Source organism: Streptomyces sp. CNX435, assembly GCF_059570575.1.
In genome coordinates this window covers 63,773-79,258 of sequence record NZ_JCANTA010000018.1, presented here as the reverse complement: position 1 = coordinate 79,258, position 15,486 = coordinate 63,773, and the positions used below count along the sequence as shown (strand labels likewise).

The 15,486-nt window shown below is 71.4% G+C and carries 11 protein-coding genes; 10 read left to right on the top strand and 1 reads right to left on the bottom strand.

All coding sequences use genetic code 11. From position 1 onward, the window contains the following. The first annotated feature begins 37 nt into the window (after positions 1-37). Complete coding sequence (pyk, locus tag T328_RS25845; protein ID WP_496498569.1) at positions 38-1,471, top strand: pyruvate kinase; 1,434 nt, start codon at positions 38-40, stop codon at positions 1,469-1,471. 96 nt (positions 1,472-1,567) lie between these two features. Here the strand turns inward: pyk and polA are convergent, their stop codons facing one another. Continuing rightward, positions 1,568-4,243 carry a DNA polymerase I gene (gene polA / locus T328_RS25840; RefSeq protein ID WP_496498645.1) on the bottom strand — a complete coding sequence of 892 codons (2,676 nt, stop codon included), beginning with the start codon at positions 4,241-4,243 and terminating at the stop codon, positions 1,568-1,570. A 147-nt stretch (positions 4,244-4,390) separates the two neighbouring features. Between polA and T328_RS25835 the strand changes: the two genes are divergently transcribed. The 9 genes from T328_RS25835 (at position 4,391) to T328_RS25795 (ending at position 15,383) form a co-directional block, all read left to right on the top strand. Beyond that, positions 4,391-6,721, top strand: coding sequence for an FdhF/YdeP family oxidoreductase (locus tag T328_RS25835; RefSeq protein WP_496498568.1), 2,331 nt, complete (start codon positions 4,391-4,393; stop codon positions 6,719-6,721). A gap of 19 nt (positions 6,722-6,740) precedes the next feature. Further along, positions 6,741-7,193 (top strand): PaaI family thioesterase, encoded by a 453-nt coding sequence (locus T328_RS25830; protein ID WP_496498567.1) that lies wholly within the window; start codon positions 6,741-6,743, stop codon positions 7,191-7,193. A 462-nt stretch (positions 7,194-7,655) separates the two neighbouring features. Then, entirely contained in the window at positions 7,656-9,026 is a 1,371-nt protein-coding gene (locus T328_RS25825; RefSeq protein ID WP_496498566.1) for a sulfotransferase family protein, read from the top strand. Next, positions 9,023-10,204 carry a glycosyltransferase family 4 protein gene (locus T328_RS25820; RefSeq protein WP_496498565.1) on the top strand — a complete coding sequence of 394 codons (1,182 nt, stop codon included), beginning with the start codon at positions 9,023-9,025 and terminating at the stop codon, positions 10,202-10,204. The genes T328_RS25825 and T328_RS25820 overlap by 4 nt, the downstream gene beginning before the upstream one ends. Next, positions 10,197-10,766 carry an adenylyl-sulfate kinase gene (gene cysC / locus T328_RS25815; RefSeq protein ID WP_496498564.1) on the top strand — a complete coding sequence of 190 codons (570 nt, stop codon included), beginning with the start codon at positions 10,197-10,199 and terminating at the stop codon, positions 10,764-10,766. Before T328_RS25820 ends, cysC begins: the two co-directional genes overlap by 8 nt. Beyond that, the gene (gene cysD, locus T328_RS25810; protein WP_496498563.1) at positions 10,763-11,689 is read left to right on the top strand and encodes a sulfate adenylyltransferase subunit CysD; all 927 of its coding nucleotides are present in this window, start codon (positions 10,763-10,765) and stop codon (positions 11,687-11,689) included. Before cysC ends, cysD begins: the two co-directional genes overlap by 4 nt. Positions 11,690-11,691: 2 nt before the next feature. Then, the gene (locus T328_RS25805; RefSeq protein ID WP_496498562.1) at positions 11,692-13,047 is read left to right on the top strand and encodes a sulfate adenylyltransferase subunit 1; all 1,356 of its coding nucleotides are present in this window, start codon (positions 11,692-11,694) and stop codon (positions 13,045-13,047) included. Between the two features lie 215 nt (positions 13,048-13,262). After that, a complete protein-coding gene (locus tag T328_RS25800; protein WP_496498561.1) occupies positions 13,263-13,886 on the top strand; it encodes a hypothetical protein in 624 nt (207 codons plus the stop codon). A 255-nt stretch (positions 13,887-14,141) separates the two neighbouring features. Continuing rightward, positions 14,142-15,383 (top strand): branched-chain amino acid ABC transporter substrate-binding protein, encoded by a 1,242-nt coding sequence (locus tag T328_RS25795; RefSeq protein ID WP_496498560.1) that lies wholly within the window; start codon positions 14,142-14,144, stop codon positions 15,381-15,383. Positions 15,384-15,486 lie beyond the last annotated feature (103 nt).

The window sequence follows — 15,486 nt, the reverse complement described above, 5'->3', positions numbered from 1 at the left end:
AGTTCCCTACCTGCCGGTAAGTCATAGAGTCGAATACATGCGCCGAGCGAAGATTGTTTGCACCCTGGGGCCAGCGACCGACACATACGACCAGATCAAGGGGCTGGTCGAAGCGGGAATGGACGTCGCCAGGTTCAACCTCAGCCACGGAACTTACGCTGAGCACGAGGAGCGTTACGCACGGGTGCGCAAGGCGGCGGACGAGACGGGGCGCAGCGTCGGCGTGCTCGCCGACCTTCAGGGCCCGAAGATCCGGCTGGGCACCTTCCACGAAGGTCCTGTATTTCTCGAACGGGGCGATGAATTCACCATCAGCGTCGACCCGGTCGAGGGCGACCGCAAGTGTTGCGGTACGACGTACGCCGGGCTGGCCGCCGACGTCGGGCGCGGCGAGCGGATCCTCGTCGACGACGGCCGCGTCACCCTGGAGGTGACCGCGGTGGACGGGCCCCGGGTCCGCACCATGGTCATCGAGGGCGGCATGGTCTCCGACAACAAGGGGCTGAACCTGCCCGGTGTCGCCGTCTCCGTGCCCGCGCTTTCCGGCAAGGACCGCGACGACCTGCGCTGGGCGCTGCGCACGGGCGCGGACGTCATCGCGCTGTCCTTCGTCCGCTCCGGGCAGGACGTCCGCGACGTGCACCGGATCATGGACGAGGAGGGCCGGCGGGTCCCGGTGATCGCCAAGGTGGAGAAGCCCCAGGCGGTCGAGAACCTGGAGGGCATCGTCGACGCCTTCGACGGGATCATGGTGGCCCGCGGCGACCTCGGCGTGGAGATGCCGCTGGAGCAGGTGCCCATGGTGCAGAAGCAGGCGGTGAAGCTCGCCAAGCGGAACGCCAAGCCGGTCATCGTCGCCACGCAGATGCTCGACTCGATGATCGAGGCGTCCCGGCCCACCCGCGCGGAGGCGTCCGACGTCGCCAACGCGGTGATGGACGGCACGGACGCCGTGATGCTCTCGGGCGAGACGAGCGTCGGCAAGTACCCGATCCAGACGGTGCGGACGATGGGCCGGATCGTCTCGGCGGCGGAGGAGGAGATGCTCGCCAAGGGGCTGCCGCCGCTGACCGAGCGCAACAAGCCGCGCACGCAGGGCGGCGCGGTGGCGCGCGCCGCGGCGGAGATCGGCGACTTCCTCGGGGCGCGCTACCTGGTGGCGTTCACGCAGTCCGGCGACACGGTACGGCGGCTCTCGCGCTACCGCTCGCCGATCCCGGTGCTGGCCTTCACGCCGGACCGGGCCACGCGCAGCCAGCTGAACCTGACGTGGGGCGTGGAGACCTTCCTCGGCCCCATGGTGCAGACGACCGACGAGATGGTGGCGCAGGTCGACGAGCAGCTGCTGAAGATCGGCCGCTGCCGCAAGGGCGACGTGGTCGTGATCACCGCAGGCAGCCCGCCCGGCATCTCCGGCTCGACCAACCTCGTCCGCGTCCACCACATCGGCGAGGACGACACCCGCGGCTGACCGGTCACGGGCCGCCGGGACACCCGGCGGCCCGCCGCGCGGCGGTCAGCGAGCCCGCCCAATGGCGGTCAGCGAGCCGCCGTGTGGCGGTGGCGGTCAATGGGCCGCCGAGTCCCAGTCCGGGCCCACGCCGACCGCCACATCCAGCGGCGCCCGCAGGGAGACCGCGCCCGCCATCTCGCGCCGCACCAGCTCCTCCACCCGCTCGCGCTCGCCCGGGGCCACCTCCAGCACGACCTCGTCGTGCACCTGCAGCAGCAGCCGGGTCTCCAGCGAAGCCGCCGCCAGCGCCCGGTCCACCCGCAGCATCGCGAGCTTCACGATGTCCGCCGCGGTGCCCTGGATCGGCGCGTTGAGCGCCATCCGCTCGGCCATCTCGCGCCGCTGGCGGTTGTCGCTGTTGAGGTCGGGGAGATACCGGCGGCGGCCGAACATCGTCTCCGTGTAGCCCGTGGCCCGGGCCTCGTCCACGACGCGGCGCAGATAGTCCCGTACGCCGCCGAAGCGCTCGAAATAGTTCTCCATCAGCTTGCGGGCCTCGGCGGCCTCGACGCCCAGCTGCTGGGAGAGGCCGAACGCGGACAGCCCGTAGGCCAGCCCGTACGACATGGCCTTGATCTTCCGCCGCATCTCGTGGTCGACCTTGGTGCGCGGCACCGAGAACACCTGCGAGGCGACGGTGTCGTGCAGGTCCTCGCCGGAGGTGAACGCCTCGATCAGGCCCTCGTCCTCCGACAGATGGGCCATGACGCGCAGTTCGATCTGGCTGTAGTCGGCGGTCAGCAGCGACTCGTACCCCGCGCCGACGACGAAGCCGCGGCGGATCGCCCGGCCCTCGTCCGTACGGATGGGCACGTTCTGCAGGTTCGGATCCGTGGAGGACAGCCGGCCGGTGGCGGCGACGGTCTGGCTGAACGTGGTGTGGATCCGGCCGTCCGCCGCGATGGTCTTGATCAGCCCCTCGACCGTGGAGCGCAGCCGGGCCTGCTCGCGGTGGCGCAGCATGATGACCGGCAGCTCGTGGTCGGTCTGGGTGGCGAGCCACGCGAGCGCGTCGGCGTCCGTCGTGTAGCCCGTTTTGGTCTTCTTCGTCTTCGGCAGGCCCAGCTCGCCGAAGAAGACCTCCTGCAGCTGCTTGGGCGAGCCGAGGTTGAACTCGTGCCCCACCGCGTCGTGCGCCTCCCGGACGGCCTGCTGCACCGCGCCGGCGAACTGCTCCTCCATGGCCTCCAGATGGGCCCGGTCGACGGCGACGCCCGCCCGCTCCATCCCCGCAAGCACCGCCGAGACCGGCAGCTCCATGTCGCGCAGCAGCTCCGCCGCGCCGACCTGCGCCAGCTTCTCCGAGAGCGCCTCGCCGAGGTCCAGGACCGTACGGGCCGTACGCATCAGCGCGTCCCGCTCCGCCGCCTCCTGGTCGCCCTCCGCACCGTCGAGGCCCAGCTCCAGCTGCCCGTCGGCGGCCGGCGGCTCCAGCTCACGGCCCAGATAGGCGATGGACAGCGCGTCGAGCGCGAACGTGCGCCGGCCGGGGGTGACCAGGTAGGCGGCGAGCGCCGTGTCCATCGCCACGCCCTCGACCGTCCAGCCGTGCTCGGCGAGGACGCGCATGGCCCGCTTCGCGTCGTGCACCGTCTTGGCGCTGCCGGGGTCCGCGAGCCAGCGCGCGAACGCCTGCTCGTCGCCGGCGTCCAGCCGGGCCGGGTCGAACCACGCGGCCGGCCCCGCCGCGGTGGCCAGCGCGACCTCGGTGACGCTGCCGACGCCGAGCTGCCAGGTGCCGACGGTGGCCAGGCCGAGCGGCCCCGAGCCGTGCTCGGCGAGCCACGGCGCCAGCTCGCCGGTCGCCAGCACCCGGCCGTCGACCTGCACCCCGGGCTCCGGCTCGGCCTGCTGCTCGCCGGCGCCCGGGTCCGCGTTGAACAGCCGCTCGCGGAAGTTGGGGTTGCGGAACTCCAGGGCGTCCATGATGACCTGCAGCGACGTCCGGTCGTACGGCCGGCGCTCCAGGCCCTCCGGGCCGGTGGGCAGCTCGACGCCCCGGTCCAGCTCGGTGAGGCGGCGGTTGAGCTTCACCGCGTCCAGGTGGTCGCGCAGGTTCTGCCCGGCCTTGCCCTTGACCTCCTCGGCGCGCTCGGCCAGCTCCGCGAACGAGCCGAACTGCTTGATCCACTTGGCCGCGGTCTTCTCGCCGACGCCCGGGATGCCCGGCAGGTTGTCGGAGGGGTCGCCGCGCAGGGCGGCGAAGTCCGGGTACTGCGCGGGCGTCAGCCCGTACCGCTCCTCGACCTTCGCCGGCGTGAAGCGGGTCAGCTCGGAGACGCCCTTCGTCGGATACAGCACCGTCACATGGTCGGAGACGAGCTGGAAGGAGTCCCGGTCGCCGGTGACGATCAGCACGTCGAACCCGGCGGCCTCCGCCTGCGTCGCCAGGGTGGCGATCACGTCGTCCGCCTCGAAGCCCTCGACGCCGAAACGCGGCACGTTCATCGCGTCCAGCAGCTCGCCGATCAGCTCGACCTGGCCCCGGAAGTCGTCGGGGGTCGAGGTGCGGTTCGCCTTGTACTCCGCGTACTCCGCGGAGCGCCAGGTCTTGCGGGACACGTCGAAGGCGACGGCCAGGTGTGTCGGCGCCTCGTCACGCAACGTGTTCGACAGCATCGACGTGAAGCCGTAGATCGCATTGGTGATCTGCCCGCTGGTGGTGGAGAAGTTCTCCGCGGGCAGCGCGAAGAACGCCCTGTACGCAAGGGAATGTCCGTCCAGGAGCATCAGGCGGGGGCGTTGGGTCTTCGATGCGTTCTCAGCCACGGATCCGATCCTGCCATGCCGCACCGACAACGGTCCCGTGACGGTGCGGCATGGCAGGATCGGTCCGTACGCCGTCCACGAGAACCCGCACCGGAAAGGGTGACCGCCATGGCCGGTAAACCGCCCGTCGGCGACCCCGTTCAGGACGCCCCCGAGGTCACCCCGCCCCAGCAGTCCGCCGTCGGCGCCGCCGCCATCGCGCACGCGCTGCGCACCGGCCAGGAGCAGATGGGCGTACGGCGTACGGCCCGGACCCTGCTGCGCGTCAACCAGCGCGACGGCTTCGACTGCCCCGGCTGCGCCTGGCCCGAGCCGGACCGCCCGCACACCTTCGAGTTCTGCGAGAACGGCGCCAAGGCCGTCGCCGAGGAGGCGACGCTGCGCCGCGTCACCCCCGGGTTCTTCGCCGCGCACCCGGTCGCCGACCTCGCCGGCCGCAGCGGCTACTGGCTGGGCCAGCAGGGCCGCCTCACCCACCCCGTGTACCTCGCCGAGGGCGCCGAGACGTACGAGCCGGTGTCCTGGGAGCGGGCCTTCGAGATCGTCGCCGAGGAGCTGACCGCCCTCGACTCGCCCGACGAGGCGGTCTTCTACACCTCCGGCCGCACCAGCAACGAGGCCGCCTTCCTCTACCAGCTCTTCGCCCGCGAGTTCGGCACCAACAACCTGCCCGACTGCTCGAACCTGTGCCACGAGTCGTCCGGCTCCGCGCTCACCGAGACCCTCGGCGTCGGCAAGGGCAGCGTCCTGCTCGACGACCTCTACCGGGCCGACCTGATCATCGTCGCCGGCCAGAACCCCGGCACCAACCACCCGCGGATGCTCAGCGCGCTGGAGCGCGCCAAGGACAACGGCGCCCGGATCGTCACCGTGAACCCGCTGCCCGAGCCCGGCATGGTCCGGTTCAAGAACCCGCAGACCGTACGCGGCCTCGCCCGCGGCGGGACCCCGCTGACCGACCTCTTCCTCCAGATCCGCGCCGGCGGCGACCAGGCGCTCTTCCGCGCCCTCGCCGGGCGCGTCCTCGCCGCGCACGACTCCGGCATGCGGGCCGTCGACGAGGAGTTCGTCGCCGACCACACCCACGGCTACGCGGAGTACGCCGCCGCCGCCCGCGCCTACGACGACGCCGAGGCGGAGCGCGCCACCGGGCTGACCGCCGCCGACATCGACCGCGCCGCCGAGCTGGTGCTCGGCGCCGACAAGATCGTCGTCTGCTGGGCGATGGGCCTCACCCAGCACAAGCACGCCGTGCCCACCATCAAGGAGATCGTCAACTTCCTGCTCCTCGGCGGCCACGTCGGCCGCCCCGGCGCCGGCGTCTGCCCGGTGCGCGGCCACAGCAACGTCCAGGGCGACCGCACCATGGGCATCTTCGAGCGCCCCGCGCCCGCCTTCCTGGACGCGCTTCAGAAGGAGTTCGGCTTCGCCCCGCCCCGCCGGCATGGCTACGACGTCGTACGCGCCATCCGCGCCCTGCGCGACGGCGACGCCAAGGTCTTCTTCGCCGTCGGCGGCAACTTCGTCTCGGCCTCGCCCGACACCGCGGTCACCGAGGCCGCGATGCGCCGCGCCCGGCTGACCGTGCACGTCTCCACCAAGCTCAACCGCAGCCACGTCGTCACCGGCGCCCGCGCGCTGATCCTGCCCACCCTCGGCCGCACCGAGCGCGACCGGCAGCCCGGTCCCGACGGCCGCGGCCACGAGCAGTTCGTCACCGTCGAGGACTCCATGGGCGTCGTGCACGCCTCCCGCGGCCGGCTCGCGCCCGCGAGCGACGCGCTGCTGTCGGAGGTCGCGATCGTCTGCCGGCTCGCCCGCGCGGTGCTGGGGGAGGACAGCGCCACGCCCTGGGAGGAGTTCAGCAGTAACTACACGCGTATCCGCGACCGCATCGCGCGCGTGGTGCCCGGCTTCGAGGACTTCGACGCCCGCGTCCGCCGCCCCGGCGGCTTCACCCTCCCGCACGCCCCGCGCGACGAGCGGCGCTTCCCCACGAGCACCGGCAAGGCGAACTTCACCGCCGGCCCAGTGACGTACCCCGACGTGCCGGAGGGGCGGCTGCTGCTGCAGACACTGCGCAGCCACGACCAGTACAACACCACGATCTACGGCCTGGACGACCGCTACCGCGGCGTGCGCGGCGGCCGGCGCGTCGTCCTCGTCCACCCCGACGACGCCGCGGACCTCGGCCTCGCCGACGGGGCGTACGCGGACATCGTCGGCGAGTGGCACGACGGCGTCGAGCGCCGCGCGGACGGCTTCCGCGTCGTGCACTACCCGACCGCGCGGGGCTGCGCCGCCGCGTACTACCCGGAGACCAACGTGCTGGTGCCGCTCGACTCCACCGCCGACACGAGCAACACCCCCACGAGCAAGTCCCTGGTGGTCAGGCTGGAAGCGACCGCGTCTACGGTGGAGCCCGACACGACGGCGTAGAGGACGGAGCCGGGCGCCCATGGGCGAGCACACCACCACGAAGTTCCCCCAGGAGATCCTCGACGAGTTCGCCGGCATCGGCGTCGACCTGGAGAAGCTGTTCTCCGCCGGCGCCCTCGGGCAGCGCATGGGCCTGAAGGTGCTGGAGGCGGCGCCCGAGCGGGTCGTGGGCACGCTGCCGGTGGAGGGCAACACGCAGCCGTACGGGCTGCTGCACGGGGGCGCATCCGCGGTGCTCGCCGAGACCCTGGGCTCCGTCGGCGCGATGCTGCACGGCGGCCCCGCCAAGGTCGCGGTCGGCGTCGACCTGAACTGCACCCACCACCGCGGTCTGCGCGCGGGCGTGGTCACCGGCGTGGCCACGCCGGTGCACCGCGGCCGGTCCACCGCGACGTACGAGGTCGTCGTCAGCGACGAGGAGGGCCGCCGGGTGTGCACCGCGCGGCTCACCTGCCTGCTGCGCGACGCCTGACCCGCGGCGGACCGGCACCCGGCGGCGACCGGCGATCCGGCCGACCGCCGATCACCGACCGCCGCCCGGACTCAGCGGCGCGGCGCCCTCCCGAACTCCCGCCGCCCGCCCGCGTGTCCCGCCGCGGGACGGCGCCGGGACGTGAGGATGAGAAGCCCATGAGAATCACTCACCCGATACGCTCAGACCGGCCGCCCCCGGGGCCGTCCCCTCTCATCCCGCTCTCACGGTTCTCAGCCCCCCCTCACTCCCGGTGGCGCCGGCGCCCCGAGCGGAATTCACCCGTCCGGGCGGTGATCGGTGGTGCCCGAGGCGAGAGCCTCCAGGTCTGCGCGGGTCCGCGGAGGTAGCTGTGACCAGCGCCACTCTGCGTCAATCAAACTAGCTATGACCTGCACGTTTAGTGAACATGCCGCTCGGGTACGTTGCCCGTCTCACAAACGCCTTCTAGCCTCGGGGCGCATGAACCTCCTCCGGAAGCTGAATCACAAGCTCGGCGCAACCACGGGTTTCGAGATCCGTAAGGCCGGGCTGCCGTATGCCCCTGTCCCGAAAGCCGCCGGGACCGCCGGGACCAACGAGTCCGCGGAGCCGAAGCCGGCCGCTCAGGTCGCGTACCGGCCCCCGGAGGATCCCGGAGTCGACCGGCTGCTGCGGCGGCCGGTGTTCATCATGTCGCCGGTACGCTCCGGCTCCACCCTGCTCCGCCTGCTCCTCAACGCCCACTCCCGGCTGCACTCCGCGCACGAACTCCACTTCCGCCGGCTGGAGGTCAACGCGAGCACCAAGCTCGCGGAGCGCGCCATGGCCGAGCTGGGCCTGGAGCGCGGCGACCTGGAGCACCTCATCTGGGACCGGGTGCTCCACCGTGAGCTGGTGCGCTCCGGCAAGGACTTCCTGGTCGAGAAGACGCCCAGCAACACCTTCGCGTACAAGCGCATCGCCGCCTGCTGGCCCGACGCCCGGTTCATCTTCCTGCTCCGCCACCCCGCCTCCATCGCCCGCTCCTGGTACGAGGCCGACCCGGAGAAGCGCACCGAGGAGGAGGCGGCCCTCGACGCGCTGCGCTACATGCGCGCCACCGAGCGCGCCCGCCAGGGGCTGCCGGGGCACGTCGTGCGCTACGAGGAGCTGACCGACGACCCCGAGTCCGCCATGAAGGCCATCTGCTCCTACCTGGAGATCGACTTCGAGCCGGGCATGCTCGACTACGGCTCCCAGACCCAGGGGAGCTACAAGAAGGGCCTCGGTGACTGGAAGGACAAGATCCGCAGCGGCCAGGTGCAGGCCGGCCGGGCGCTGCCCGCCGCCGACGAGATCCCCGAGGCGCTGCGCGAGATCAGCGCCGCCTGGGGCTACGTCGAGGGCGAGGGCCTGGGCGGAGCCGCAGCCGCCCAGGAGCCGCATGCCGAGATCGCCGAGGTCTGGCCCCGGGACGGCGCCGTACGCCTCACCGGCAGCCTGCACGGCGTCGCCGACGCCGCCGGCAGCCGCCCGTGGTCGATGCTCCTCGTCCGGCGCGACCACGAGGACCAGCAACTGCGCTACCCGGCGGAGCTGGCGGACGGCGGGTTCGACGTCACGGTGCCCGTGACCGACCTGGCGCCCGACGGGCTGACCACTCCGGCCCAGTGGGACATCCACCTGGCCGCGGGCGAGGGCGACGCGGAGGTCCGGCTGCGCGCCGGCCGCCACCTCGACGGGATCACCGGCAAGAAGAACATCATGGTCTTCCCCGGCCAGCCCGCTCAGGTCGACGGCGCCGACGTCGAGGTCAAGCCGTACTACACCATCAAGGACAACCTCTCCGTCGAGGTACTGCCGGCCTCATGAAGATCCGCTATCTGTTGATGCACGCCTACGGCACCGGCGGGACCATCCGCACCGTCTTCAACCAGGCCGGATCCATGGCCGACGCCGGCCACGACGTCGAGATCGCCAGCATGCAGCGCGGTCGCGACGAGCCGCACTTCCCCCTCCACCCCAAGGTCACCGTCACCACGCTGGTCGACCACCGGCCCGGCGCCCGTGAGGCCGAGCTGGCCGCGGCCGGCCCCCGGGCGGCCGAGCGGCGGATCGAGCGGGAGGGACAGCCGCCCCGGCACATCCCCGCGGGTGAGTTCGCGTACGAGCGCTACAACCGCTACGTCGAGGACACGATCATCGGCTGGCTGGAGCGTCAGCGCGACGCCGTGATCGTCCCGACCCGCCCCGGGCTGAACTTCCTCACCGCCAGGTTCACGCCGCGCAGCTGCCGGAAGATCGCCCAAGAGCACATGAACCTGGGCACGCACCCGGCGGACATCCGCGCCGCCATCCAGCGCGAGTACCCGCGGTTCGACGCGGTCGCCGTGCTCACCCACGGTGACCGGGAGGACTATCAGGGGCTGCTGCCGGACACCCGCGTCGTACGCATCCCCAACGCCGTGCACACCGGTGAGAAGAAGCTCACCACCTACGCCGACCACGTCGCCGTCGCCGCCGGCAGGCTCTTCCCGCAGAAGGGCTTCGACATGCTGATCCCGGCGTGGGCGCAGCTGGTGGAGAAGTTCCCCGACTGGCAACTGCGGATCTTCGGCACCGGCGAGAAGAAGGCCGAGCTGCGCCGCCAGATCAACGAGCACCACCTCTACAACCACGTCTTTCTGATGGGCCACACGAACAAACTGGACGACGAACTTGCGAGAGCGTCCTTTTATGTGCTCAGCTCGCGGTTCGAGGGCCTGCCCATGGTGATGATCGAATCGATGACCCACGGTCTCCCCGTGGTCAGCTTCGACTGTCCGACGGGTCCCGCCGACGTGCTCACCCACGGGAAGGACGGCCTCCTGGTGCGCCGCAAGGACGTGGACGGGCTCGCCGAGGCCATGGGACAGCTGATGGACGACGAGGGCCTCAGGGCCGACATGGGAGCGGCGGCACTGCAGACGTCGCGCTCCTACACTCCCGAGGCGGTCCATCCGCAGTGGGAGGCACTGTTCGAGGAGATTCACGGGAGTGGGAGTGCCTGACAACGCACCCGGCGCCGGCGGCGTACACGCGCGCGGCGCCACGATCTGGCTCACCGGCCTGCCCAGCGCCGGAAAGACCACCCTGGCGCGCGCCTTCGGCGAGCGACTGCGGGACGCCGGCCACCGGGTGGAGGTGCTGGACGGCGACGAGATCCGGGAATTCCTCACCGCCGGCCTCGGTTTCTCCCGGGGGGACCGCGACACGAACGTGCAGCGCATCGGCTTCGTCGCCGAGCTGCTCGCCTCGCACGGCGTGAAGGTCCTCGTGCCGGTGATCGCCCCGTACGCGGACAGCCGCGAGGCCGTGCGCAAGCGCCACCAGACGGAGGGTACGACGTATGTGGAGGTGCACGTGGCCACGCCCGTCGACGTCTGCGCCGAGCGGGACGTGAAGGGCCTCTACGCCAAGCAGGCGGCCGGCGAGATCTCCGGCCTCACCGGCGTGGACGACCCGTACGAGCCCCCCGCGGCCCCCGATCTGCGCATCCCCACGCACGAGCAGAGTGTCGAAGAATCCGCGGCGATGATTCACGCCGCACTGGTGGAACGAGGTCTCGCATGAGCCAGTTCGAGCAGGCCGCCGCCCAGGACTTCCAGTTGCCGCACCTGGACGTGCTGGAGTCGGAGGCGGTGCACATCTTCCGCGAGGTGGCGGGGGAGTTCGAGCGTCCGGTGATCCTCTTCTCCGGCGGCAAGGACTCCATCGTGATGCTCCACCTGGCGCTGAAGGCGTTCGCGCCGGCACCGCCGCCGTTCGCGCTGCTGCACGTCGACACGGGGCACAACTTCCCCGAGGTGCTTCAGTACCGCGACCGCGTCGCCGCGCAGCACAACCTGCGGTTGCACGTCGCGTCCGTCCAGGACTTCATCGACAGCGGCGAGCTGAAGGAGCGTGCCGACGGCACCCGCAACCCGCTGCAGACCGTGCCGCTGCTGCGCGCCATCGAGGAGTCCCGCTATGACGCCGTCTTCGGCGGCGGCCGGCGGGACGAGGAGAAGGCCCGCGCCAAGGAGCGCATCTTCTCGCTGCGCGACGAGTTCGGCGGCTGGGACCCGCGCCGGCAGCGCCCCGAGCTGTGGCAGCTCTACAACGGCAAGCACGCCGTCGGCGAGCACGTCCGGGTCTTCCCGCTGTCCAACTTCACCGAGCTGGACGTCTGGCAGTACATCGCCCGCGAGAAGATCGTGCTCCCCGAGATCTACTACGCGCACCGCCGCGAGGTCTTCCTGCGCAACGGCATGTGGCTCGCCCCCGGCGACTGGGGCGGCGCCAAGGGCGGCGAGCTTGTCGAGACCCGCACCGTGCGCTACCGCACCGTCGGCGACATGTCCTGCACCGGCGCCGTCGACTCCGACGCCGACACCATCGAGAAGGTCATCGCCGAGATCGCCGCCACCCGCCTCACCGAGCGCGGCGCCACCCGGGCCGACGACAAGATGTCCGAGGCCGCCATGGAAGACCGCAAGCGCGAAGGCTACTTCTGATCATGACTGTGAACCCACCCGCCGCCGCCACGGAGCCGGCCACGCTCACCGAGGTCTCCCTGCTGCGGTTCGCCACCGCGGGCAGCGTCGACGACGGCAAGTCGACCCTCGTCGGCCGGCTGCTGCACGACTCCAAGTCGGTCCTCGCCGACCAGCTGGAGGCCGTCGAGCGCGCCTCCGCCAGCCGCGGGCAGGAGGCCCCCGACCTGGCGCTGCTGACCGACGGGCTGCGCGCCGAGCGCGAGCAGGGCATCACCATCGACGTGGCCTACCGCTACTTCGCGACCCCCCGGCGCCGCTTCATCCTCGCCGACACCCCCGGCCACGTGCAGTACACCCGCAACATGGTCACCGGCGCCTCCACCGCCGAGCTGGCGGTGATCCTCGTGGACGCCCGGCACGGCGTCGTCGAGCAGACCCGCCGGCACGCCGCGGTCGCCGCGCTGCTGCGCGTGCCGCACGTGGTCCTGGCCGTCAACAAGATGGACCTCGTCGGCTACGCCGAGGACGTCTTCGCCACGATCGCCGCCGAGTTCACCAAGTACGCCAAGGCCCTCGGCGTACCCGCCGTGACCACCATCCCGATCTCGGCGCTGGAGGGCGACAACGTCGTCACCCCCTCGGCCACCATGGACTGGTACGCGGGCCCCACGGTGCTGGAGCACCTGGAGACCGTGCAGATCGACCACGACCCGCGCGGCCGCGTGACCCGCTTCCCCGTGCAGTACGTGATCCGCCCGCAGACCGCGGAGCACCGCGACTACCGCGGCTACGCCGGGAAGATCGCCTCCGGCATCTTCCACGTCGGCCAGCCCGTCACCGTGCTGCCCTCCGGGCACACCTCCACCGTCGCCGCCGTCGATGTGCTCGGCGAGAGCGTCGACGCCGCCTGGGCGCCGCAGTCGGTCACCATCCGGCTCGCCGACGACATCGACATCTCCCGCGGCGACATGATCGCCCCCACCGAGCAGGCGCCGGACGCCACGCAGGACATCCAGGCCACCGTCTGCCACCTGCACGACACCGCGCTCACCCCCGGCGCCCGGGTGCTGCTCAAGCACACCACCCGCACCGTCAAGGCGATCGTCAAGGAGATCCCGGACCGGCTTACCCTCGACGACCTCTCCCACCACCCCGCCCCGGGGTCGCTGGAGGCCAACGACATCGGCCGGGTCGTGCTCCGCACCTCGGAGCCGCTGCCCATGGACGCCTACGGCGACTGCCGGCGCACCGGCTCCTTCCTGCTGATCGATCCCGCCGACGGCTCCACCCTCGCCGCCGGCATGGCAGGCGCCGCGTTCGCCGGCGCCGACAGCGCGAAGCGGGCCGAACTCGACGACGCCGAGTGGGACTTCTGACCGCACCACGCCCGGCCTCCGGCCCCACGGGACGCTGACGGCGTCCCGCGGGGCCGGCCGCGCACGGCGCCCGGGCGTCCCGCGGACGGCGGCGGGTCGACGGGCACGCAGCCCGAAGACCGCCGCCGTCGGGTACGTTCGGTAGTCGGACGACGGCAGGCGCAGGCACGTACCGCCCCTGCTCTTTGCGGGCGTACGCCCTTACCCTGGCCGCCATGAGCGCGCCCACCCGGCCCGAGCCCGGCCCCGAGCGCGACCCCGCCCCGCCCGCGGAGGTCCTCGGCGGCGGCTCCGCCGGACCGCGCCTCAGCGAGCGCTGGGCGGCGCTGCCGGCCCGCTTCCGCCAGCGCACCGCTGCCGGCGCGGGCCTCGCCGTGCTGGCCGTCCTCGGCGCATACGCCCTGGCCACACGGCCGGAGCCGGAGCCGCCCGCGGCCGTGCCGTATCCGATCCACTCGACCCACTTCTCTTTTCTCGGGATAGAAACCCCCAAACTGGGCGATAACACTTTCGACGTCCAGCTCACCGCCACCTCGGAGACCGGCGCCTCACTGGAGAAGATCACCCAGGGCTACGGCGGCCTGCGGCTGTCCGTCCACCCCGCGCTGCCGCTGCGGCTCCCCGGAGGCCAACCCACACGGGTCACCGTCCGATTCGAAGTCGTCCGATGCGCCGGCCTCCCCGTCGACGCGAGCCTGCCATCCCTGCGCGTAACGCTGCGTAACACGCGTGCAATACAGGACTACAGCTCCATCCTCGGCGGGACCTACGCCGCCGAACTGTCCCGGGCACTGCGTACGATATGCGAACCCGCTCCCGCAGCCGCTCCGGGCGCATAGGACATCAGCAGCGGCTTCACGCCCGTTCGGGCGTCCGGACTCCGTCGATCCGGCACAGACCACCCCTGCCGCCCCCGCCGCCGGATGTAAGGGTCATAACAAGAGAGTCACAGCATTGCCTGCACCTCTGCTATCCCGCGCCGGGGCGGCTTAGAGTCACGCCCAGTCACCGCGCAGCAGGTCACCTTCCGACGCCTGCCGCGTGCACCGGCCCACTCTGCGCAGTCGAGGCCGCGCCAGGGGAAAGGACTGATCGTGCGTCACCGTTCCTTGCTCATACTCACCACTGCGGTCACCGCAGGGGCACTCACGCTGTCTGCCTGCGGTTCCCGCGACGACGACAGCGAAGACGGGGGCGGTGGCGACGGAACGACCGTCGTCATCGGCCTCGACGCCCCGCTGACAGGTGACCTCTCGGCCCTGGGCATCGGCATCGAGAACTCCGCCGAGCTCGCCGTGAAGACGGCCAACGAGAACGAGGAGGTCAAGGGCGTCACGTTCGAGCTCGAACCCCTCGACGACGTCGCACAGGCCCAGCAGGGCCAGCAGAACGCCACCAAGCTCGTCGGCAACGAGGACGTCATGGGCGTCGTCGGCCCGCTCAACTCCGACGTCGGCCAGTCCATGCAGAAGGTCTTCGCCGACGCCGACCTCGTCCAGGTCTCGCCCGCCAACACCAACCCCGCCCTGACCCAGGGCGAGGAATGGCAGTCCGGCGAGAAGGCACGGCCCTTCGACACGTACTTCCGCGTCGCCACCACCGACGCCATCCAGGGCCCCTACGCCGCGCAGTACCTCTACAACGAGGAGAAGCTCGCCAAGGTCTTCGTCATCGACGACAAGAAGACCTACGGCGCCGGACTCGCGGGCACCTTCGCCGACGAGTTCGAGAAGCTCGGCGGCAAGGTCGTCGGGACCGACCACGTCAACCCCGACGACAAGGACTTCTCGGCCATCGCCACGAAGGTCAAGAACTCCGGCGCCGACTTCGTCTACTACGGTGGCGAGTACCCGGCCGGCGCCCCGCTCGCCGCCCAGGTCAAGAAGGCCGGGGCCAAGATCCCCACCGTCGGCGGCGACGCGCTGTTCAGCGCCGAGTACATCTCCCTGGCCAAGGCGGATGCCGAAGGCGACATCGCCAGCTCCGTCGGCGCCCCGCTGACCGAACTGGACACCGCCAAGGAGTTCATCAAGAACTACGAGGCCGCCGGCTACAAGGACGCGTACGAGGCCTACGGCGGCTACTCCTACGACTCCGCCTGGGCCATCATCCAGGCCGTCAAAGCCGTCGTCGAGGACAACGACGGCGAACTGCCCGGCGACATGGACGAGGCCCGCCTCGCCATCACCGAGGCCATGAACGACGTTTCCTTCGAGGGAGTGACCGGCAGCGTCGCCTTCGACGAATACGGCGACACCACCAACAAGCAACTGTCGCTGTACCAGGTCAAGGACGGCAAGCACGTCCCGATAACCAGCGGCGAGTTCGAAGGCTGACCGGGGCGACCACCACCGCCCACTGATCACACAGACCGCAAGCGGCGCGGGGGGCGCACACAGCGCCCCCCGCGCGGCTATATCTGACACCCACTCGGAGGCC

What these genes read in the sequence shown, in the direction of transcription:
- pyk (WP_496498569.1), top strand. Translation starts at nt 38, where the DNA reads ATGCGCCGAGCGAAGATTGTTTGCACCCTGGGGCCAGCGACCGACACA.
- polA (WP_496498645.1), bottom strand. Translation starts at nt 4,243, where the DNA reads ATGCTCCTGGACGGACATTCCCTTGCGTACAGGGCGTTCTTCGCGCTG.
- T328_RS25835 (WP_496498568.1), top strand. Translation starts at nt 4,391, where the DNA reads ATGGCCGGTAAACCGCCCGTCGGCGACCCCGTTCAGGACGCCCCCGAG.
- T328_RS25830 (WP_496498567.1), top strand. Translation starts at nt 6,741, where the DNA reads ATGGGCGAGCACACCACCACGAAGTTCCCCCAGGAGATCCTCGACGAG.
- T328_RS25825 (WP_496498566.1), top strand. Translation starts at nt 7,656, where the DNA reads ATGAACCTCCTCCGGAAGCTGAATCACAAGCTCGGCGCAACCACGGGT.
- T328_RS25820 (WP_496498565.1), top strand. Translation starts at nt 9,023, where the DNA reads ATGAAGATCCGCTATCTGTTGATGCACGCCTACGGCACCGGCGGGACC.
- cysD (WP_496498563.1), top strand. Translation starts at nt 10,763, where the DNA reads ATGAGCCAGTTCGAGCAGGCCGCCGCCCAGGACTTCCAGTTGCCGCAC.
- T328_RS25805 (WP_496498562.1), top strand. Translation starts at nt 11,692, where the DNA reads ATGACTGTGAACCCACCCGCCGCCGCCACGGAGCCGGCCACGCTCACC.
- T328_RS25800 (WP_496498561.1), top strand. Translation starts at nt 13,263, where the DNA reads ATGAGCGCGCCCACCCGGCCCGAGCCCGGCCCCGAGCGCGACCCCGCC.